Below are 19,488 nucleotides of genomic sequence, written 5' to 3' on the forward strand. Positions count from 1 at the left end.
CGGCAAAGTTGAAGGCGGGTTCCCTTTTGCCCTGCGAACAGGTCGGTCATCGGGTAACCGATAGCGGCGCGGAACTTGGTCACATATTCATCCGTCCCTATCGCAGGACGCCTGAAATACCCGGCCTCGGTGCCATGTGTCTTGCGCGCGTTGCGCTCGAGACACCCTCCGGCTCGCCGACCGAAACCCTGGAGATTTGAGCTAGCGACCGCGCTTTAACGGCCAGCCGCAGTCTCCTTGCGCGTCGAAAAAATTGTTCTTGCGAGGTACACACATGATTCTGGTAACGGGAGGCGCTGGCTACATCGGGTCCCACGCAGTACTGGAGCTGCTCTTGGCAGGTCACGAGGTGCTGGTGCTCGACAACCTTTGCAACAGCTCACCGATGGCGCTGGAGCGGGTCGAATCCCTGGCGGGCCGCAAGGTTCAGTTCGTCAAGGGTGACGTGCGCAACCGTTCGCTGCTCAACGCGCTGTTCGCGTCATATCCGATCACCGCCGTGCTGCACTTCGCCGGCCTCAAGGCGGTCGGCGAAAGCGTGCGCGAGCCGCTGCGCTACTACGAGACCAACGTCAGCGGCAGCATTGCGCTGTGCCAGGCGATGGCCGAGGCGGGCATTTTCCGGCTGGTGTTCAGCTCCTCGGCAACGGTCTATGGCGAATCGCCACGCATGCCGATCACCGAAGACAGCCCGACCGGCATCCCGACCAACCCCTACGGCCAATCCAAGCTGATGGCCGAAAACGTGCTCAAGGGCCTGGCCGAGTCCGACCCGCGCTGGTCGATCGGCCTGCTGCGTTACTTCAACCCCATCGGTGCGCACGAATCCGGCCTGATCGGCGAAGATCCCAACGGCATCCCCAACAACCTGCTGCCCTACATGCTTCAGGTTGCCGTCGGCCGACGCAAACAGCTCAGCGTCTACGGCGCCGACTACCCGACGCCGGACGGCACCGGTGTGCGCGACTACATCCACGTCGTCGATCTCGCCAAGGGGCATCTCAAGGCACTAGAGCGCCTGGAACAGGTTCGGGGCGTTTCGGTATGGAACCTGGGCACCGGGCGCGGTTACTCGGTGCGCCAGATGATCACCGCCTTCGAGGAGGTGATCGGCCGGCCCTTGCCGCATGTGTACAAGGCGCGCCGTCCCGGCGACATCGCGCAGTGCTGGTCCGACCCGACCAAGGCGCGCGAGGAGCTCGGCTGGGCAGCGGAAAAGGACCTGCTGACCATGCTGGCCGATGCCTGGCGCTGGCAGAGCCGCAACCCCAAGGGCTACGCCGCCGACAAGGTCGCAGCCAGCCAGACCGCCAACGCCGCAACCGCGCTGGCCAGCTGAGGCCAGCCGATCGTCAGCCGGCGCGCGAATGCGGCTAGAGGCCGCAGACGCTGCCGTCGCTGCGCGGGTCGGCGGCCCCTTCCAGCACGCCGTCGGGGTGCCGCAACAACGCACCGGCATGTCCCATGGTGTCGCTGAAGGGCTCGTCGAGCACCTCGACAACATGCCCGGCCGCTTGCAACCGGGTCACCAGTTCCGGCGCAAAGCGGCTCTCCAGTTTGAGACTGGTGCTCACATCGCCCCAGGTGCGACCGAGCAGCCAACGTGGCGCTGTGATCGCGGCCTGTAGATCACTGCCCAGCCGGTAACGGCTGAACACGGCAGCCTGTGTTTGTGGCTGCCCTTCACCACCCATGGTGCCGTAACTCAGCACCCGCCCATCATCGAACAGCGCCAGTGCCGGATTCAGCGTATGGAAGGGTTTGCGGCCCGGCTCCAGCGCTTGCAGCGCGTTGGCGTCGAGCGAAAAGCTGATGCCGCGATTTTGCCAAGCGACCCCGGTCGATGGCAGCACCACACCGGAGCCGAACTCCCAGTACACGCTCTGAATGAAGCTTACCGCTCGCCCTTCGCCGTCGATGCAACCCATCCAGATGGTATCGCCCGGCGCAGCGGGGCGCGGCCACGGCAGTGCGGTGTCGGTATCGACAGCGCTGGCGAGCGCATCCAGCTGCTCGGCTGTCAGGAAACGCTGCGGATCGGCCGGCAACCGGCGCGGGTCGGTAACCACCCGGTCGCGAATCATGAACGCCTGCTTGGTCGACTCGACCAGGCCGTGGATATGATCGAAACCTTCGGCCTCGCTAACTTTCAGTCGCTCGAATATGCCGAGGATCAGCAACGAGGCCAGCCCCTGCGTCGGCGGCGGCATGTTGTACAGGGTGGCATCGCCCAGGCGCACCTGCAGCGGGGTGACTTCCTGCGCCTGGTAGGCCTGTAGATCGTCCAGCCGCAGCGGGCTGCCCAGCTGCTCCAGTTCGCCCGCCATGCTTGCGGCCAGCTCGCCGCGATAAAAGTCGTCCAGGCCAGCGTCGGCCAGGCGCTGCAGAGTGCCGGCCAGGGCGCTCTGCTTCATCAGGCTGCCCTCGGTCGGCGCCTGGCCGTCGACCAGATAGACGTCGGCGAAGCCGGGCACGCCGTTGAGTTCGTCGAACTTGGTCCGCGTCAGGTGTGCCTGGCTGCGGCTGACCACGATGCCGTTACGGGCCTGGCCGATGGCTTCGCCGAGCAGGTCGCGCAAAGGCATTGCCGCACCCCAGCCGGCAGCGACCTCCAGCGCCTTGGCCCAGCCGCCAACCGTACCGGCAACGGTTAAAGCGGCCTTTGGGCCGCGACTGGGAATCTGCTCGAAGCCGGCATAGAACTCGCGGCTGGCCAGCGCTGCGCTGCTGCCGCAAGCGTCGATGGCGACGGGTGCCTTGCCCGGCTCGTGGATCAGCCAGAAGCCGTCACCGCCGATCGCATTCATGTGAGGGTAGACAACGGCGATGCTGGCCGCTGCGGCGACCATGGCTTCGACGGCATTTCCGCCGGCCTTGAGGACGTCGCGTCCGGCCTGGGCGGCCAGGTGGTGGGGGGCAACGAAGATTCCGCGGGTGGCGTGGGTGCTTTTCAGCATGGTCGATCCTCAGATGGCAAAGGCACCAAGCAGCATGCGAGCCGCTGTCAGCGCTAGAAAAAGAGCAAACAGACGCCGTAGCAGACGTGCATTGACGGCATGGGCGATGCGGGCGCCCCAGGGCGCAGTCAGCATCGTCACGGGAACGATCAAGGCCAGGCCGAGCAGATTGACGTAGCCCAGGGTGGCCGGTGGCAAGTCTGCCGAGCCCAAGCCGTTGATCAGATAGGCCAGAGCACCCGGCAGACTGATCACCACGCCGAGCGCCGCACCCGTGCCGACGGCGACGTGCATGGGTGTGCGGCAGGCGTTGAGAATCGGCACGCTCAAGGTGCCGCCACCAATACCCATCAGGGTCGACAGGCTGCCGATGAACAGACCCAGGACTCCGGTCCCGAACGTTCCGGGCAATCCGTCGCGCAGGCTCACGCTGTGATCCAACGCCATGTTCAGCGCCACCAGCAACGCGATCAGCGCGAACAGCGCGGCCAGCATTTCTCCGCTCAGGTAGCCGCTGAGCAGCGCACCGATCAGCACGCCGATCAGCGTCCCCGGGATCAATGGCTTGAGCAGCTCCGGCTTGAGGCCGCCACGTCGGTAGTGAGCCCGGGCCGAAATGATGGAGGTTGGCACGATGGCCGCCAGCGAGGTGCCGACCGCGACATGCATGCGCACCTCGGGGTCAACGCCGAGCAGGGAGAACAGGTGATACAGCACCGGCACGATGACGATACCGCCCCCGACGCCAAGCAGGCCGGCGAGCACCCCGGCTACCGCACCGGTCAGCAGCAGAGCGCCGACCAGGCCGGCCAGCCACAGGGGGCTATAGGCCGCGAAGAAATCCATGATCATGTTCATCCTGTTACCAGCCGATGGCCTTGGGCAGCCAGGTGGCGAGCGTTGGGAAGAAGAACACCAGGGCGACGGCGAGCATCTGCAACCCGACGAAGGGCAAGGCGCCGACATAGATGTCCCGGGTGCTGACGCCCGGTGGCGCGACCCCTTTCAGGAAGAACAGCGCCCAGCCAAAGGGTGGCGTGAGGAAGGACATCTGCAGGTTCATCGCAACCAGAATCGCCAGCCAGACCATGTCCGTGCCATAGCCCATGAATACCGGCAGGAACATTGGCAGGGCGATATAGGAGATCTCGATCCACTCCAGGAAGAAACCAAGCACGAACAGCAACGCCATGAGGAACAGAATGGCGCCCAGCTCGCCACCTGGCAGCAGACTGAACAGGTCATGCACCAGTGCCTCGCCCCCCAGGCCGCGAAACGCCAGGGAAAACGGCTGCGAGCAGAGCAGGATGAGGAAGATCATGGCGCTGATGCTCAGCGTCCCGTGCAGGGTCTGCTTCAGCGTGTCGCGGTTCAGGCGGCGGGCGCAGGCCGCAATCACCAGCGCGCCCAGCGCACCGATGGATGCCGCCTCGGTGGGGGCGGCCAGCCCGCCAATGATCGAACCCAGCACGCAGACCACTAGTAGCAGCGGTGGCAATACCGATCGGGCGATGTTCTTCCATAGTTGCCGACGGCTGAGCAGGGCGCGCTCCTGGGCAGGAATCGCCGGCACCCAGTCCGGGCGCAAGCGACCAAGCAGCAGCAGGTAGACGACGTAGACGCCCGCCAGCATCAGGCTGGGCAAGAACGCGGCGGCAAATATCGAGCCCACCGATTCACCGAGAATGTCGGCCAGCAGGATCAATACCAGACTGGGCGGAATGATCTGCCCCAGGGTGCCGGACGCGCAGATGGTGCCGCAGGCCACGCTGGGCTTGTAGCCCCGGCGCAGCAGCACCGGCAGCGTAAGCAGGCCGATGGTCACCACCGTGGCGCCGACGATACCGGTGGAAGCGCCGAGCAGCACGCCAACCAGCACGATGGCCAGCCCCATCCCGCCGTTCAGGCCGCCCATGGCCTGGCCCACGGTTTCCAGCATGTCTTCGGCGACTCTCGATTTCTCGAGCATCACGCCCATGAAGGTAAACAACGGGATCGCCAGCAGCGTGTAGTTGCTGACCACGCCGAACATCCGTGCAGGCAACAGGCTGAACAGCATCGGACCGAAGCCGATCAGGCCTGCGGCGAAGCCCGAGATCGCCAGGGAAATGGCGACCGGTACGCCGACCATCATCATGAAGAAGAAGGCCAGAACCATAATGATTGCCAGCCATTCATTGAGGCTCAAGATTGCGTCTCCACAGGGTTCGGCGAAGTCATAACCAGTGCACGCAGCGCACGCAGGCTATCGGCGATGCCTTGCAGTCCGAAAAGCGCGAAACCCAGCGGCAGAAAAGCCTTGATCAGGTAACGATGGGGCAACCCGCCCGGATCAGGCGAGCCTTCACCGATCCGGTAGGACTGCATCATGTAGTGCCAACAGGCCCAGGCCAGGAAAGCCCCGATGAGGCAGGTGGCCAACGCGCTGAACAGATCCACGGCGGCGCGGGTACGCGCCTGGAAGCGCTCGTAGATAAAATCCACGCGTACGTCGGCCCGGTGCTTGAGGACGTACGAAATGCCCAGCATGGCGATCGGCGAGATCAGGAACCATTCCAGCTCCTGCAAGGCCACCGGGCTTATATCGAAGCCATAGCGGATCAGCACGTTGGCCGACACCAGCAGCACCAGCAGCAACAGGCATGCGCGAGCCAGACTGCCGAGGGTCTCGATCAGCTGTTCAAGGCGGTTGATCACGGCCCACATCGATCAGCTCTCCAGGTTCATGAAACCCTTCTCGCCAATCCCCGACCAGTATCGGTACTTCTCGCGGAACGCCATGAAATGGTCATGCACCTTGCGCGTCGGCGCGTCGGCGGCGGCCATGCTCGCCAGGGTGTCCGCGGTGACCTCGCGCAGCCGCGCGATGATGTCATCCGGCAACGGCTGCGCATTGACGCCTTCGTTCTTCACCAGATCTTCCAGCGCCTCGGCATTGACCGCGTCCGACCAGGCCAGGCTCTCGGCATTGCAAGCCTGCGCACAGAGCCGCACGATTGCCTGAAGGTCGGCCGGCAGGCTGTCCCAGGCCTTCTTGTTGATGATCAGCTCAGTGACGTTTGTCGGCTCGTGCCAGCCCGTGGTGTAGTAGTTCTTGGCCGCCTTGTGCAGCCCCATGCGTCGGTCCTGGTAGGGCCCGACGAACTCGGCGGCATCGATCACTCCGCGCTCCAGCGCCGGGAATATCTCGCCGCCGGGCAGCAGTCGCACGGCTACGCCCAGTTCGCTATAAACCTTGCCGGCCAGGCCTGGGATGCGCATCTTCAAGCCGTCAAGGCTCTTGATCCCATCCAGCGGCTCGCGGAACCAGCCGGTCATCTGGGTGCCGGTATTGCCCATCGGCATCGGCACCAGGCCATGGGGCTCGTAAAGCTCCTCCCACAGCTTTAGTGCACCGCCGTTGTACAGCCAGGCGTTCATACCCTGCGTATTCATGCCGAAGGGCACGGTAGTGAAATACTGAGCGGCAGGAATCTTGCCAGCCCAGAAATAAGCGTTCGCGGCGTTCATCTCGACCAGGCCACTGGAGACAGCGTCGAAGCCTTCCAAAGCCGGGATCAATTCCCCAGCGGCGAAGTGCTGGATTTTCAGACGGCCATTCGACATGGCCTCGACCCGCTTGCAGAAGTCCGTCGGGCTGCCCGGCCCCTGGACGTAGAAAGGCGAGCCCGGCGGATAGGCGTTCGTCATCTTCCAATTGAAGGTCTTGTCGCTGGCGGCGGTCGCGATGGCGGGGGCACCCATCGCCAGGCTGGCACCTGCAGCAATGGCTCCGGCACTGAGGAACTTACGACGGTCAAGGCTCATGGCAGATCTCCTTTTGCACAGTCCGGAATCCAATCGGCGGATTGCCGATCGGATGTAAAGTCGCGCAAAAGGCCTGAGCAACAGCCGTGCCAGTGAATATTTGCTCTAAGCCATTGATTAATCGGACGTTATTCCGCAATCGGAACAAGCCGCCAACCTGGCGCCTGCACAAAAAACAAGCATATCGATTGGATTGGCCCGGACGAAACGACAGCGTTACCGGCGAAATCGATACATTTGTAAGCTCGGCCAAGCCATCTGAAACCGAACGGTAGCCCCCGTGCCCCTGTCGGTGACGAATGTCAGATGCGCCCCATGACGAAGCGGCGCGCCCCGTTACAAAGCGCCAGCGACCTTACAGTCGTGCGCCGCCCCGGCGATGCTTGACCCGCGTCAGCAGTGCCTTGCAGTCCACCGCAATAATGTCGGGATGATTGAAGATGTGTTCGCGGACGAACGCGTCGAAGGTCTCGTAACTGTCGGTCAGCGTGTGAATATGCAGGCTCCGCAGATCGCTCATGATGTACAGGCTGACCACTTCTACGGTCGATGCCAGGCGCTCGGCCACGGACTCGATGGCTACTGGCGCCACGGTCAGGTCGATGAAGGTGGATATGCCCTTGCCGAGCTTTTCCGGATTGACCACAGCGGTAAATTTCTCGATCACCCCGCTGTCGACAAGCGCCTGCACCCGCGTACGGGCATGCGCGCGGGAGATGTTCAACTGACGGGCAATGTCGGCAAAGGACGTACGGGAATCCTTGATCAGGATGTTAAGCAGTGCGTTATCCAGCTTGTTCATGGTCGAAGCCTCCATGGCATGGGCTACACGAGATGCGTGTTGCGTGCCAAACAAGGCTTCCAGCGTCTCCTCGCTCGTCCCCTCGGCCAGTGCGGTGCAATGGCCTGAGAGGGACTCAGGATGAACAGGCCAGCTCGCGGCGAATTTTCGATACGTCCAGCCGGCGATTGAGCTGCACCGCTCCCGTCAGCTGCGGGTCGCGCACGGCAAGACGCAACAGCGCATCTCGGATCTGGGCAGCTGATGCGCAGGGGTTGAGCGACGCGTAGAGCGCCGCGGCACCCGCCACGTGCGGCGCGGCCATCGAGGTACCGCTCATGTAGGCGTAGCCGGAGCCGTTCGACTTCGTCGGCACGGTGGACAGGATCCCCACGCCAGGTGCCGCGATGTGGACGCTGGTGACGCCATAATTCGAGAAACTCGCACGGCGCCCATTCTTGTCGATCGCAGCCACCGAAATGACGTTGGGCAGCTTGTAGCTCGCCGGGTAGCTGGGGACCTTGTCGATGTTGGTGGCGCTGTTGCCGGCCGCAGCGACGAAGAGGATGTTGGCGTTGCCGGCGGCCTTTATCGCGTCATGAAGCGCCTGGGAATACCCGCCGCCACCCCATGAATTGTTGGTTGCGACCAGGTTGATCTTCTTTGCCCGCTTCAGCTGCGTCAGGTAGTTGATCGCCTTCACTGCGCTTGCCGTGGTGCCGCCATTGACGCCGAGAAACTTGGCGGTGATGAGCCTCGCGCTGGGGCATACGCCAAATACACCCACGCCATTGTTCGCCACGGCAGCCACGGTGCCGGCAACATGGGTGCCGTGGTCATCGGCCGGGCCGTCGTAGACGCTGGCGTTGTGGGCCGCAAAGTCCCAGCCATTGATGTCATCGATGAACCCGTTGCGGTCGTTGTCCTTGCGGTCAGCACGGGAGCCCTCGCCCGGGTTGACCCATACGTTGGCCCGCAGGTCACCGTGGCTCACCATGACGCCCTCGTCGATGATGCCGACGTGGATCTTGTTCGAGCAGGCCTTGCCGGCGTTCCAGGCGGCCAGCGCGCCGCTGCCGTACGGTGCGGTAGGCGATGTGGACGCGCCTTGCATCCCCCACAGCAGGTTGAGGCCGGAGTCCCTCGGGTTGGCCAGCTGCGGTTTGTAGATCCAGTTGGGCTCGACGTACTCGACCGCCGGGTCAGCGGCCAGTTGCGCGATGAGCGTGGCATTCACCCTCTTGCCCTTGCCTAGAGCGGCCCGCACCAGATCCCCTTTCGTGTCGCCGCGCGCGGCCCGATCCAGCAGTTTCTGGGCGGACTTGGCCCCTCGCCTGCTCAAGGCAGCCGCCTTCGCGGACTCGGAAGCACCGGCTTTGAACTGCACCAGCAGCTCACCTTGAACGAAGGGCCTGCCTGCCTTGAGCGAGGCCTCTACCGCTGGATTGGGCTTCGCCGCCACCTGCTCGGCGCCAGTCGCAAGCAGGGCAAACAGGCAGAGCCCGACACGTTTCTTGATGACCATCTCAGTTCTCCCGAACGACTACAGATAGCCACCAGCTAAGCGGCGAGCGGCTGTCACGACTGTTCGAACTGTATCGGCGCCTATGGTGTCGCTTTAGTGGCGCCAGATGAATGGCGATACCGTTGGTCGGTCCGATTACGCCCTGGTGGCCTAACTCTCCGCCAGTTCGTGCCGCAACCAGTCGGCCAATCGCTCGGCGCGTCGGTCCAGGCGTCGCGCCGGCACCCAGAGCGCGAGCCGCGCGCGGGCCTCGACGAACCCCCAGGGCGCCAGCAGCCGGCCCTGGCGCAAGTCGTCGGCAACCAGCTGCTGGGGGGCGATGGCCACGCCCAGGCCGGCCAGCGCCGCCTCCAGCAGGTAATAGAGATGCTCGAAGCCCTGCCCCATCTGCAACCGGCCAGGCTCGATGCCATTTGCGCGGGCCCAGGCTGGCCAAGCCTGCGGGCGCGACGCGGTGTGCAGGAGGCTTTCTTCGAGCAGCGCCGCCGCCGGGGCCCGACGCATCGCCTCGGCACGCGGGTGGTGCGGGCTGAGCACCGGGCCGATGCACTCGGTCGCCAGCTCGAACACCTGCATGTCCGCCGGCCAGGGCGGCTCGGCATACCAGAGCGTGGCATCGAGGCCTGGCCGGCGCGGGTCCAGCTCGCCTTCGCTGGCCGATAACTGCAGGCGCAGTTCGGGCAGGTCGCGGTTGAGCCTGTCCAGACGCGGGATGAACCAGCGCGCCAGCAGGCTGCCCGGGCAGCCGAGCACGAAGGGCGCATCGGCGGTCTGCTGGCGTAACTCGGCACAGACCTCACGCAGCCGCTCGAAGGCCTCGCCCGCTGCATCGCGCAGGCGCAGGCCGGCATCGGTGAGTTTTACGCCGCGCCCCTCCTTGACGAACAGGGCCAGCCCAAGGTCGTCTTCAAGCAGGCGTATCTGCCGACTGACAGCGCCGTGCGTCACGCTTAGCTCCGCTGCGGCCTGGCTTACGCTCTGCAGGCGTGCTGCCGCTTCGAAGGCCCGCAGCGCATTGAGGGGCGGTAAGGTGTGGGTCATCGGTGAGATTTCCTGACAGGTTGCGGCGATCTTATCGCTTTTTATCCGGGGCAGACTCGTTTACTTTCCACCCCATCGCATCCGCGCGGCGGATCACCGATTTCCTGGAGGAGATGACCCATGACCTCATTCCGCAACGGCCCTGACGCCAAGGGCCTGTTCGGCCACTTCGGCGGCCAGTACGTCGCCGAAACCCTGATGCCACTGATCCACGAGCTGGCCGCCGAATACGAGAAAGCCAAGGCCGATCCCGAATTCGCCAAGGAGCTCGCTTACTTTCAGCGCGACTACGTCGGCCGCCCCTCGCCGCTGTACTTCGCCGAGCGCCTGACTGAGCACTGCGGCGGCGCGAAGATCTACCTCAAGCGCGAAGAGCTCAACCACACCGGCGCGCACAAGATCAACAACTGCATCGGCCAGATCCTGCTGGCCAAGCGCATGGGCAAGCAGCGCATCATCGCCGAGACCGGCGCCGGCATGCACGGCGTGGCCACCGCCACCGTGGCCGCGCGCTTCGGCATGCAATGCGTGATCTACATGGGCACCACCGACATCGATCGTCAGCAGGCCAACGTCTTCCGCATGAAGCTGCTCGGCGCCGAGGTGATTCCGGTCACCGCCGGCACCGGCACCCTGAAGGACGCGATGAACGAAGCCCTGCGCGACTGGGTGACCAACGTCCACAACACCTTCTACCTGATCGGCACCGTTGCCGGGCCGCACCCCTACCCGGCCATGGTCCGCGACTTCCAGGCCGTGATCGGCAAGGAAACCCGCGACCAGCTCCAGGCCCAGGAAGGCCGCCTGCCCGACTCGCTGGTCGCCTGCATCGGCGGCGGCTCCAATGCCATGGGCCTGTTCCACCCCTTCCTCGATGACCAGAGCGTGAAGATCATCGGCGTCGAGGCGGCCGGTCACGGCATCGAGACCGGCCAGCACGCGGCGAGCCTCAACGGCGGCGTACCCGGCGTCCTGCACGGCAACCGCACCTTCCTCTTGCAGAACGAGGACGGCCAGATCATCGATGCCCACTCGATCTCCGCCGGCCTGGACTACCCCGGCATCGGCCCGGAACACGCCTGGCTGCACGACATCGGCCGCGTCGAGTACACCTCGATCACCGACAAGGAAGCGCTCAAGGCTTTCCACACCTGCTGCCGCCTGGAAGGCATCATCCCGGCGCTGGAGTCCTCCCACGCGCTGGCTGAAGTCTTCAAGCGCGCGCCTGGCCTGCCGAAGGATCACCTGATGGTGGTCAACCTCTCCGGCCGCGGCGACAAGGACATGCAGACCGTCATGCACCACTACGACGAACAGGAAGAACACATATGAGCCGCCTGCAGACGCGCTTCGACGAGCTGAAACAACAGAACCGCGCCGCGCTGGTGACCTTCATCACCGCTGGCGATCCGGACTACGCCACCTCGCTGCAGATCCTCAAGGGCCTGCCGGCCGCGGGTGCCGACATCATCGAACTGGGCATGCCCTTCACCGACCCGATGGCCGACGGCCCGGCGATCCAGCTGGCCAACATCCGCGCCCTGGCCGCCAAGCAGGACCTGGCCAAGACGCTGCAGATGGTTCGTGAATTCCGCCAGGACGACCAGACCACCCCGATCGTGCTGATGGGCTACTTCAACCCCATCCACAAGATGGGCGTGGAGCGCTTTATCGCCGAGGCGGTGGAAGCCGGCGTCGACGGCCTGATCGTGGTCGACCTGCCGCCGGAGCACAACGAAGACCTCTGCGACCCGGCCCAGGCCGCGGGCATCGACTTCATCCGCCTGACCACTCCGACCACCGACGACAAGCGCCTGCCCGTGGTACTGAACGGCAGCTCCGGCTTCGTCTATTACGTCTCGGTGGCCGGCGTGACCGGTGCCGGTTCGGCGACGCTCGAGCATGTCGAGGAAGCCGTGGCGCGCCTCAAGCGCCACACCGACCTGCCCGTCGCCATCGGTTTTGGCATCCGTACGCCCGAGCAGGCCGCTTCCGTTGCACGCCTGGCCGATGGGGTCGTGGTGGGCTCGGCACTGATCGACCAGATCGCGGCGGCCAAGTCCGGCGCCGAGGCCGTCGACGGCGTGCTCGGCCTGTGCAACAAGCTGAGCGCCGGCGTGCGCGCCGCACGGCAGTAAAAACACGTCAGCACAGCGAGCTGCTGCCCGGTCACGCCGGCCAGCAGCTTTTTTGTGTTCTCGAAATAACCGGGCTTTGCCGCTCGCGCATGACGTCGAGCCAGCCCGCCAAAGGCTCTCATGACCGGCAGTGACGTTCCTTTCGGCACCACCGATGCGTTGAGATGGAGCCAACCGAAACAGAGGCGAGACCGGTCCGCCTGCGCATGGTCACGTACACATCTGGCGACCTGGCCGATGACAGGTGCATCAAGGGCCGCATTCTGCTGTGCCTGGACGGCGAACAGCACCGAGCTCGCCGCCGACCGTCGCTTCCCTCCCCTGGTGCCCGGCCTGGGCTACCTGATTGGCGACAGCGCAGAAGCGCATGGTTCCTGACCGAACCCGGGAGAGCTTTTTATCGAGGATTGAGTGCAACGGCGCGCGCCGCACCGAGGGCGCGCTTGCGGCTAGATCAATGCACCGGGCCGCCGTTGGTGCGCGGCGCGCCGACCAGACAGTGGGCGCGCAAAGCTGGGATCACCAGCTGCCGGCGGGCTCGCCGTGCGCAACGAAATTCGGCTCGGTCGCCACGTCGTGAAGCTCCGCCTCGGGTTTGGGCGTTGCCGCTTCGCCCTTGTGCAATCCCAAGGCGGTAATGAATGTCTCGCTGACTTCCATGAAGGAATATCCGTCAGCCCAGATCTGGGTCCCGTTCAGCTTGTTGTCCATCTTGCAGACCTCTCGAAGCCGGAGCGCGTTCCAGCGATACGTCGAATCATTTTTAGTTGTTTCAGGCTAAGCAGGCACAACCGGAGCATCGACCATGCCAGCCGGCTTCGTTTTCTTTACGCTTATATATCAATGACTTACGAGAGAATTAAGCCGACCTGCGCCTTGCACATTGCATTGTCACCATCGGGTTACGTTGCAATCTGCATGCATGCGGCCGAGACGTCCGCCATTCGCCAAGCAGAACCGACGGCGATCGCGCACAATCGGCGAACGGCAGCGGCCGCGAGAGAGGGCAGGCGAACGCAGATGCAGATCGATGAAGAACTCACCCTGAAAAAGCTGGAGGTCTTTCTGGCCTTCATGCGCAGCGGCAATCTTGGCAAGGCGGCCACGGAGCTGAACACGAGCAACGTCAGCGTTCACCGCGCCATCCATTCATTGGAAAACGCGCTGCGCTGCCCCCTGTTCAAGCACGAAGGGCGCAACCTGATTCCGCTGGAAAGTGCCTATGTGCTTGAGGAGCGCGCGCAACGGCTGATCCAGGACGTGCTGGAGACCGTACGGCAGACGCGCGAAGCCGCGGGCTTCTCGGCCGAGCGCTTCAAGCTCGGGGCGCTCTACTCGCTGACCGTCAAGACGGTGCCGCAGTTGATCATGGGACTGAAGCTGCGCCGCAGCGAGCTCAATATCGACCTGATCCTGGGTTCGAACGTCGACCTGTTCTACAAGCTCAAGAACATGGAGCTGGACGCCATCCTGGTGTCGCTCAACGAAAGCGTCAGCCACGACCCGGACTGCGCGCAGCTACCGCTGTTTGCCGATGACATCTTTCTCGCGGCACCGGCGGACTCGCCCTTCGCCCAACAAACCGAGGTGGACCTGAGCGAGCTGCGCGACGCCACCTTCATCACCCTCACGCAGGGTTTCGCCACGCATCAGGACGGCAACCGGGTGTTCCAGCAGGCGGGGTTCGAACCGAAGGTGGCGATGCAGGTGAACGACATCTTCACCTTGCTGAGCATGGTCAACTCAGGCGTGGGGTATGCACTGCTGCCTGGTCGCGTGGGGATGGTGTACGAATCGCGGGTCAGGCTGGTGCCGCTGCAGGCGCGCTACCACCTGCAGCAGCATATCGGCGTGGTGTTCCTCAAGGCCAAGGAGCGCGATCCCAACCTGCTCGCCTTCCTGGCCGAATGCCGGATGTACAGCCTCAAGCACCCGAGCTGATCGTGCGATCGGTGAGGTTGTCCGGGCGAATGAATTCGCCCCTACAAGCCGCGCTAAAGCAACCTGTAGGGGCGAACTTGTTCGCCCATAAGCCTCGCCGCGCCACCTGGGCGAATGAATTCGCCCCTACAAGCCGCGCTAAAGCAACCTGTAGGGGCGAACTTGTTCGCCCATAAGCCTCGCCGCGCCACCTGGGCGAATGAATTCGCCCCTACAAGCCGCGCTAAAGCAACCTGTAGGGGCGAACTTGTTCGCCCATAAGCCTCGCCGCGCCACCTGGGCGAATGAATTCGCCCCTACAAGCCGCGCTAAAGCAACCTGTAGGGGCGAACTTGTTCGCCCATCAGACCTCGCCGCACCGCCTGGGCAAATGCATTCGTCCCACAAACCGGGCGCGGCTCACCCAGTGCGACCCCCTCCGTCGCGCCGGGCGCGCCCTTGCGCATTGGGACGATCAGCCCAGCAGGCCGCGCATGATGAAGTACAGCAGCGACGGGCCGAGCAGACAGCCCAGCGCGGTATAGAACGCCGCGGTCAGGCAACCGTAGGGCACCAGCTTCGGATCGGTGGCTGCCAGGCCGCCGGCGACGCCGCTGGAGGTGCCGATCAGGCCGCCGAAGATCACCGCCGAACGCGGGTTGTTCAGGCCGATCATCGGCGCCACGAAGGGCGTCGCGACCATTACCAGAATCGCCTTGACCAGGCCCGCGGCAATGGACAGCGCCATGACGTCGGAGCTGGCGCCGATCGCCGCGCCGGTGATCGGACCGACGATGTAGGTCACCGCGCCCGTGCCGATGGTGGTCAGGCTGACCGCATCGGTGTAGCCGAAGGCCATGGCCACCGCCACACCGGCGATAAATGAGGAGAACACGCCGACGAACAGCGCCAGCACACCCACCAACCCGGCCCGCTTGAGCTCCTCGACGCTGACGCCGAAGCCGGTGGCGACGATGGCGAAGTCGCGCAGCATGGCGCCACCGAGCAGGCCGATGCCGGAGAACATGGCGATGTCGACCAGGCCCTTCTGCCCGCCGGTGACCACGCCGCCGATGTACGACAGCAAGAGGCCGATGAGGATGGCCACCGCCGAGCCATGCAGACGGCCCTTGGTGAGCTTGTCGGACAGCCAGTAGGAGAACCACATGGTCGCGCCGATGATGGCGAAGCCGCTGATCAGACCGTAGCCGGTGATCACTTTCATCAGAGATTCGTACATGGCTTCAGCCCTCGGTGGTCAGCGGTTTGGTGACATCGGTTTCAGGCTTGCGGCCGATCCGATCGAGCACCGGTACCAGGGCGAACGCCACGACCACTGCGGCGATACCGGCAAGGATCGCCATCGGGCCGCCGGAAAGGGCGCCGTAGACGTTCTGCTGGGCGGCCATGGCGACCACGATGGGGATGTAGACGGCGCTCCAGAATTTCACGCCCTGCTCGGTTTCCATGTTGAACAGGCCGCGCTTCTTCAAATAGCTGCCGAGCAGGATCAGCAGCACCATGGCGATACCCACGCCGCCGACGTTGGCCGGAACGCCGAGGAGCTTGCCGAGCAACTCGCCGACGAAGATGCCGGTGAGGGTACACAAGGCCAGGAAGGCCACACCAAAGATGATCATTGTTCTTGTCCTTTTTGGTTGCGCCGCCTGCAGAGGGCTTGGCGCGTGTTGTCGAGGTCGTTGTTGTTATCCATCGATCTGGGCGAAGGCTCGCCCGGGTGCTGCTCGCGGTCTATCGGCTCTGGCTGCCCTCCTGACGCAGCAAGGCGTCCAGTGTGTCCAGCCGGGCGCCGTCGAAGGCGGCCAGCGTACCCTGTTCAAAAACCCGCCGCGCCAGCCCGGTCAGCACCTGGCCTGGCGGCAGTTCGATGTGCAGCCGCACGCCGCGCTCGTAGGCGGTGCGCAGGGTGCCGTGCCAGTCGACGACGCGGCACATGTTGAAGGTCAGGTCGTCGCGCAGGCGCTCGGCGTCGAACAACGGGCGCGCCGAGGAGCCGCTGAGGTAGCGAATCTGCGGTGCGCGCACCTCGACCTTGGCGAAGGCATCCGCCAGTCGCTGTGCCGGCTGCTCGAGCAGCGCGCAATGCGACGGCACGCTCATCGCCAGGCGTCGCGCACTGGAAGCGCCCAGCGCCTTGGCCCGCGCGGCGACCGTGGCCATGGCGGCATCGCTGCCGGCGATGACGATCTGGTTGTCGGCGTTGATGTTGCCCAGGTGAACCGGGCCCTCGGCTTCGGCCAGCAACGTCTCGACCGTGCCCAGCGACAGGCCGAGGATGGCGGTCATGCCGTAGCCCTCGGGGTAGGCCTGCTGCATCAGCTCGCCGCGCAGGGCGACCAGGCGCAGGGCGTCGGCGAACGCTAGCGACTCGGCGACAACCGCCGCGGCATAGGCACCGATGGACAGCCCGGCCACGTAGTCCGGCCGCTGGCCATCGCGCATCAGCAGCCGCGCCCCGGCGACCCCGGCGATCAGCAGGCAGAGCTGCACCGCGCGGGTCGATCGCAGCGCCTCGGCCGAATCGAGCAGCCGCGCATCCTCGCCGAGCACAGCACTGGCCTCGGCCAGGGTTGCGGCGACTTCCGACGCCTCGGGCAGGCGCTGCAGCATGCCGGGCTTCTGCGCGCCCTGGCCGGGAAAGGCGAACAGGCTGCTCATGCGACCCGCTCCGTGCCGTCCGATGCCAGCCGCCAAGGGTCGGCCACCAGGCGTGCACCCGTGGCGCACTTGAGCAGCACGCGAGCCGTCTGGCCGGCCCACTCACGCAGGGCGATGGCGCCGTTGGGAGTTTCGAGCTGCATGTCGATGCGGCTGGGTGCGCCGTCGAACAGCGCCAGCAGTTCGACGGCCGCGTCGCGTGACAGCGGCTCAGGCACACGCAACAGCAGGTCCAGGTCACTGTCGGTGGTCACCGTCGGCAGCCCCGTGGCGAGCTGGTAGCCCACCGAGCCGGTCACGCCCCAGCCGTAGCCCAGGGCGTCGAGCATCGGCTTGACCAGCTCCAGCGCATGCAGGGCCGGAAGCCCGGCGGTTGGCAGCCGCTGCACCAGCTGTTCAGGGCTGACGCAACGCAGCATGCGGCCGAGCGCCATCGAGGTGGCGTAGCGCTGCTCCCGGCTGGCACCACGCACTCCCACCGCGACCTCGCCGAGCGCCACCCGCGCCCGACGCACCACCACCGGCTGGCCGGCAGCGAGCACCCGACGCGCCCAATCCGGCGCGTCGGCCGGCAGCTGCGCCGGGGTCATGCCCCAGAGCAGGTCGTGGGGACGCGGTGTGTCGTGCATCTACAGCCTCCTCGTGATTGTTGTTGTCGAGTCGCTGACGGGTTCGGCGATACGGCCGCTCAGGTGTTCGCTACCACTGCGCGCGCAGCAGCTCGCGCACCCGCGACGACGCCTCGCGATTCGGCGCGCCGAGACGACCACGCAGATCGCTGCTGCCACCGGTGTCCGCCACAGCCTTGTTCAGGCAATCACGCACCCGCGCCAGGTCGTCCGCCGAAGGCTGCTCGATGCTGTCCACGGCGAGGGTTTCCCAGAGCAGGCCGAGGGTCGCGTAGTTGTCGATGTCGTAGGCCATCGGCGGCACCGATTCGGCCAGGGCTTCCAGCTCCTCGACGCTGCGCAGGGTGATGCGCGCCGCGGCGGCCTTGCCCATGGCATGCACCATCACGCCCGGATCGCGCAGGGCGATGATCCGCTGGGCCTGATAGCCATGAGCGAGAAAGGCACCGGACATGGCCTTGCCCACCAGCAGCGCGATCACCGGGTGCCCGGCCAGCCGTGCGCGGGCATAGCCGTCCACCGCACCGGCCAGCGCCTGGTGAATGCCCAGCGCCTCCTCGCGGCGGCCATAGGCCTGGCTCGGCACGTCGACCACGGCGACCACCACACGCTTGTCCGCCTTGTCGCGATCGGCGGCGATCACCTCGTCCAGCGCCTGGCCCAGGGCCCAGCCTTCGAGTAGACCGACCTCGCCATTGCGCGCGCGCGGGAAGGGATTCTCGGCGTCCGGCACCACAGCGATATAGCGGGCGGTGCGCTCACCGAGGGTGCCGTCGACCACCTTCACCGAGGCCGGATAGCCCGCTAGTGCCTGGCCGCCGGCCAGGGCTTGCAACCAGTTCAGTCCACGGCTCATTGGGCATCTCCTTCGTAGAGGGCACGCACGGCGGCGGCATCGAGCTGCGTGCGGGTGTCGACGTCGGCCAGGCGCTGGAGGAACCAGGCGTGGCGTCGGCTGCGCGGTTGAACGGGTTTGCCGAGGGCGAACAGCTCGTGCAGCTGCGCGCGGATGGCGTCGGTGTCGTCGGCCATGTAGGCATCCACCAGACCCGAGGCGTAGCGTTGCTCACCGCCGGTCAGGCTCCAGATGAAGGGGCGGTCGCGCGAGTCGTACTCGTCGAGCCCGGCTTCCTGCTCGATCACCTGCGGGCCATTGAGGCCGACGCGGGCTTCGCGGGTGACGACCAGGTAGCTGCACAGCCCGGCGGCAATGGACATGCCACCGAAGCAGCCGACGGAACCGGCGACCACGCCGATCACCGGCTGGTAGTCGCGCAGCTCGACGATGGCCGCCTGGATTTCGGCGATGGCAGCCAGGCCCAGGTTGGCCTCCTGCAGACGTACGCCGCCAGTTTCCAGCAGGAGCACGGCGCGGGTCGGGATGCCGTTGCGGTTGTCTTCGGCAGCCAGTTCCAGCAAGCCGGCGATCTTCGCGCCGCCGACTTCCCCCATGCTGCCGCCCTGGAAGGCGCCTTCGATGGCGGCGATCACCGCCGGCTGGCCGTCAATGGTGCCCTTGGCGACCACCACGCCGTCGTCGGCCTGGGTGACGATGCCCTGCTTCGGCAGCCAGGGCGAGGTGACGCGATCGAACGGATCGAGCAGTTCGCGGAAGCTGCCCTCGTCCAGCAGTGCGCGGGCACGCTGGCGGGCACCGAGTTCGACGAAGCTGCGCGACTCGAGTAAACGGGCCACGGTGTTAGCGGACACATCAGTCATGGCCGACCTCCTCAAGTCCCTGCTCCAGGCGCAGACGCACTACGCCGGGCGTGGCCCCAAAATCGTGAATATCGATGTTCAATGCCGGTGGCGTCTGCTCGCGGAACATCCGCTCGAACAGGCTCTTCCAGCGTTGCTCGGCACCATTGACCGAGGTGACTACCTGGATCGCCAGCTTGCCGGCCTGGCCGGGTTCCAGCAGCACTTCCAGATCGCCCGAGCCGACCACGCCGACCAGGGCCTTGCCGCGGGCGGGTTGCCCGGCGGCGAATTCGAAAGACAGGGTTTCCAT

20 protein-coding genes are annotated in these 19,488 nt (G+C 65.4%); 4 read left to right on the plus strand and 16 right to left on the minus strand.

All coding sequences use genetic code 11. The annotated features are described in order from the left end of the window. The first annotated feature begins 274 nt into the window (after positions 1–274). Positions 275–1,339 carry a UDP-glucose 4-epimerase GalE gene (gene galE / locus MST27_RS20225; RefSeq protein WP_243607727.1) on the plus strand — a complete coding sequence of 355 codons (1,065 nt, stop codon included), beginning with the start codon at positions 275–277 and terminating at the stop codon, positions 1,337–1,339. Positions 1,340–1,373: 34 nt separating this feature from the next. Here galE and MST27_RS20230 read toward each other — a convergent pair whose 3' ends face one another. The 8 genes from MST27_RS20230 to MST27_RS20265 all read right to left on the minus strand — a co-directional run bounded on the left by MST27_RS20230 (position 1,374) and on the right by MST27_RS20265 (position 10,111). Continuing rightward, positions 1,374–2,957: a gamma-glutamyltransferase family protein gene (locus MST27_RS20230; RefSeq protein WP_243607728.1), complete on the minus strand. Its 1,584-nt coding sequence runs from the start codon at positions 2,955–2,957 to the stop codon at positions 1,374–1,376. Positions 2,958–2,966: 9 nt separating this feature from the next. Then, entirely contained in the window at positions 2,967–3,815 is an 849-nt protein-coding gene (locus MST27_RS20235) for a sulfite exporter TauE/SafE family protein (RefSeq protein ID WP_243607729.1), read from the minus strand. Positions 3,816–3,819: 4 nt separating this feature from the next. Next, complete coding sequence (locus tag MST27_RS20240; RefSeq protein ID WP_243607730.1) at positions 3,820–5,145, minus strand: TRAP transporter large permease; 1,326 nt, start codon at positions 5,143–5,145, stop codon at positions 3,820–3,822. Continuing rightward, positions 5,142–5,663 (minus strand): TRAP transporter small permease subunit, encoded by a 522-nt coding sequence (locus tag MST27_RS20245; protein ID WP_243607731.1) that lies wholly within the window; start codon positions 5,661–5,663, stop codon positions 5,142–5,144. Before MST27_RS20245 ends, MST27_RS20240 begins: the two co-directional genes overlap by 4 nt. Positions 5,664–5,666: 3 nt before the next feature. Continuing rightward, on the minus strand, positions 5,667–6,764 hold the full coding sequence (locus MST27_RS20250; RefSeq protein WP_243607732.1) for a TRAP transporter substrate-binding protein: 1,098 nt from the start codon (positions 6,762–6,764) through the stop codon (positions 5,667–5,669). Positions 6,765–7,119: 355 nt separating this feature from the next. Continuing rightward, complete coding sequence (locus MST27_RS20255; RefSeq protein ID WP_243607733.1) at positions 7,120–7,566, minus strand: Lrp/AsnC family transcriptional regulator; 447 nt, start codon at positions 7,564–7,566, stop codon at positions 7,120–7,122. Positions 7,567–7,681: 115 nt separating this feature from the next. Then, on the minus strand, positions 7,682–9,070 hold the full coding sequence (locus tag MST27_RS20260) for a S8 family peptidase (RefSeq protein ID WP_275973337.1): 1,389 nt from the start codon (positions 9,068–9,070) through the stop codon (positions 7,682–7,684). Positions 9,071–9,220: 150 nt separating this feature from the next. After that, positions 9,221–10,111: a LysR family transcriptional regulator gene (locus MST27_RS20265; protein ID WP_243607735.1), complete on the minus strand. Its 891-nt coding sequence runs from the start codon at positions 10,109–10,111 to the stop codon at positions 9,221–9,223. A 120-nt stretch (positions 10,112–10,231) separates the two neighbouring features. Here MST27_RS20265 and trpB point away from each other — a divergent pair, with 120 nt between their 5' ends. Beyond that, a complete protein-coding gene (gene trpB / locus MST27_RS20270) occupies positions 10,232–11,443 on the plus strand; it encodes a tryptophan synthase subunit beta (protein ID WP_243607736.1) in 1,212 nt (403 codons plus the stop codon). After that, positions 11,440–12,249 (plus strand): tryptophan synthase subunit alpha, encoded by an 810-nt coding sequence (trpA, locus tag MST27_RS20275; protein WP_243607737.1) that lies wholly within the window; start codon positions 11,440–11,442, stop codon positions 12,247–12,249. Before trpB ends, trpA begins: the two co-directional genes overlap by 4 nt. 519 nt (positions 12,250–12,768) lie before the next feature. Here the strand turns inward: trpA and MST27_RS20285 are convergent. After that, the gene (locus MST27_RS20285; protein WP_243607738.1) at positions 12,769–12,960 is read right to left on the minus strand and encodes a hypothetical protein; all 192 of its coding nucleotides are present in this window, start codon (positions 12,958–12,960) and stop codon (positions 12,769–12,771) included. 309 nt (positions 12,961–13,269) lie between these two features. Here MST27_RS20285 and MST27_RS20290 point away from each other — a divergent pair, with 309 nt between their 5' ends. Beyond that, complete coding sequence (locus tag MST27_RS20290) at positions 13,270–14,190, plus strand: LysR family transcriptional regulator (protein ID WP_243607739.1); 921 nt, start codon at positions 13,270–13,272, stop codon at positions 14,188–14,190. A 454-nt stretch (positions 14,191–14,644) separates the two neighbouring features. Here MST27_RS20290 and madM read toward each other — a convergent pair whose 3' ends face one another. The 7 genes from madM to MST27_RS20325 form a co-directional block, all read right to left on the minus strand. Then, positions 14,645–15,409 (minus strand): malonate transporter subunit MadM, encoded by a 765-nt coding sequence (gene madM, locus MST27_RS20295; RefSeq protein ID WP_208217039.1) that lies wholly within the window; start codon positions 15,407–15,409, stop codon positions 14,645–14,647. 4 nt (positions 15,410–15,413) lie between these two features. Beyond that, positions 15,414–15,809 (minus strand): malonate transporter subunit MadL, encoded by a 396-nt coding sequence (gene madL / locus MST27_RS20300; RefSeq protein WP_243607740.1) that lies wholly within the window; start codon positions 15,807–15,809, stop codon positions 15,414–15,416. Between the two features lie 112 nt (positions 15,810–15,921). Next, positions 15,922–16,848 carry a malonate decarboxylase subunit epsilon gene (gene mdcH / locus MST27_RS20305; protein WP_243607741.1) on the minus strand — a complete coding sequence of 309 codons (927 nt, stop codon included), beginning with the start codon at positions 16,846–16,848 and terminating at the stop codon, positions 15,922–15,924. Next, positions 16,845–17,477: a malonate decarboxylase holo-ACP synthase gene (locus MST27_RS20310; RefSeq protein ID WP_243607742.1), complete on the minus strand. Its 633-nt coding sequence runs from the start codon at positions 17,475–17,477 to the stop codon at positions 16,845–16,847. The genes mdcH and MST27_RS20310 overlap by 4 nt, the downstream gene beginning before the upstream one ends. Positions 17,478–17,547: 70 nt before the next feature. Next, on the minus strand, positions 17,548–18,333 hold the full coding sequence (gene mdcE / locus MST27_RS20315) for a biotin-independent malonate decarboxylase subunit gamma (RefSeq protein WP_243607743.1): 786 nt from the start codon (positions 18,331–18,333) through the stop codon (positions 17,548–17,550). Next, on the minus strand, positions 18,330–19,196 hold the full coding sequence (locus tag MST27_RS20320; RefSeq protein ID WP_243607744.1) for a biotin-independent malonate decarboxylase subunit beta: 867 nt from the start codon (positions 19,194–19,196) through the stop codon (positions 18,330–18,332). The genes mdcE and MST27_RS20320 overlap by 4 nt, the downstream gene beginning before the upstream one ends. Continuing rightward, the gene (locus MST27_RS20325; protein WP_003281886.1) at positions 19,189–19,488 is read right to left on the minus strand and encodes a malonate decarboxylase subunit delta; all 300 of its coding nucleotides are present in this window, start codon (positions 19,486–19,488) and stop codon (positions 19,189–19,191) included. Before MST27_RS20325 ends, MST27_RS20320 begins: the two co-directional genes overlap by 8 nt.

The sequence above is a fragment of the Stutzerimonas marianensis genome (genome assembly GCF_022810315.1).
GTDB classification, from domain to species: domain Bacteria; phylum Pseudomonadota; class Gammaproteobacteria; order Pseudomonadales; family Pseudomonadaceae; genus Stutzerimonas; species Stutzerimonas marianensis.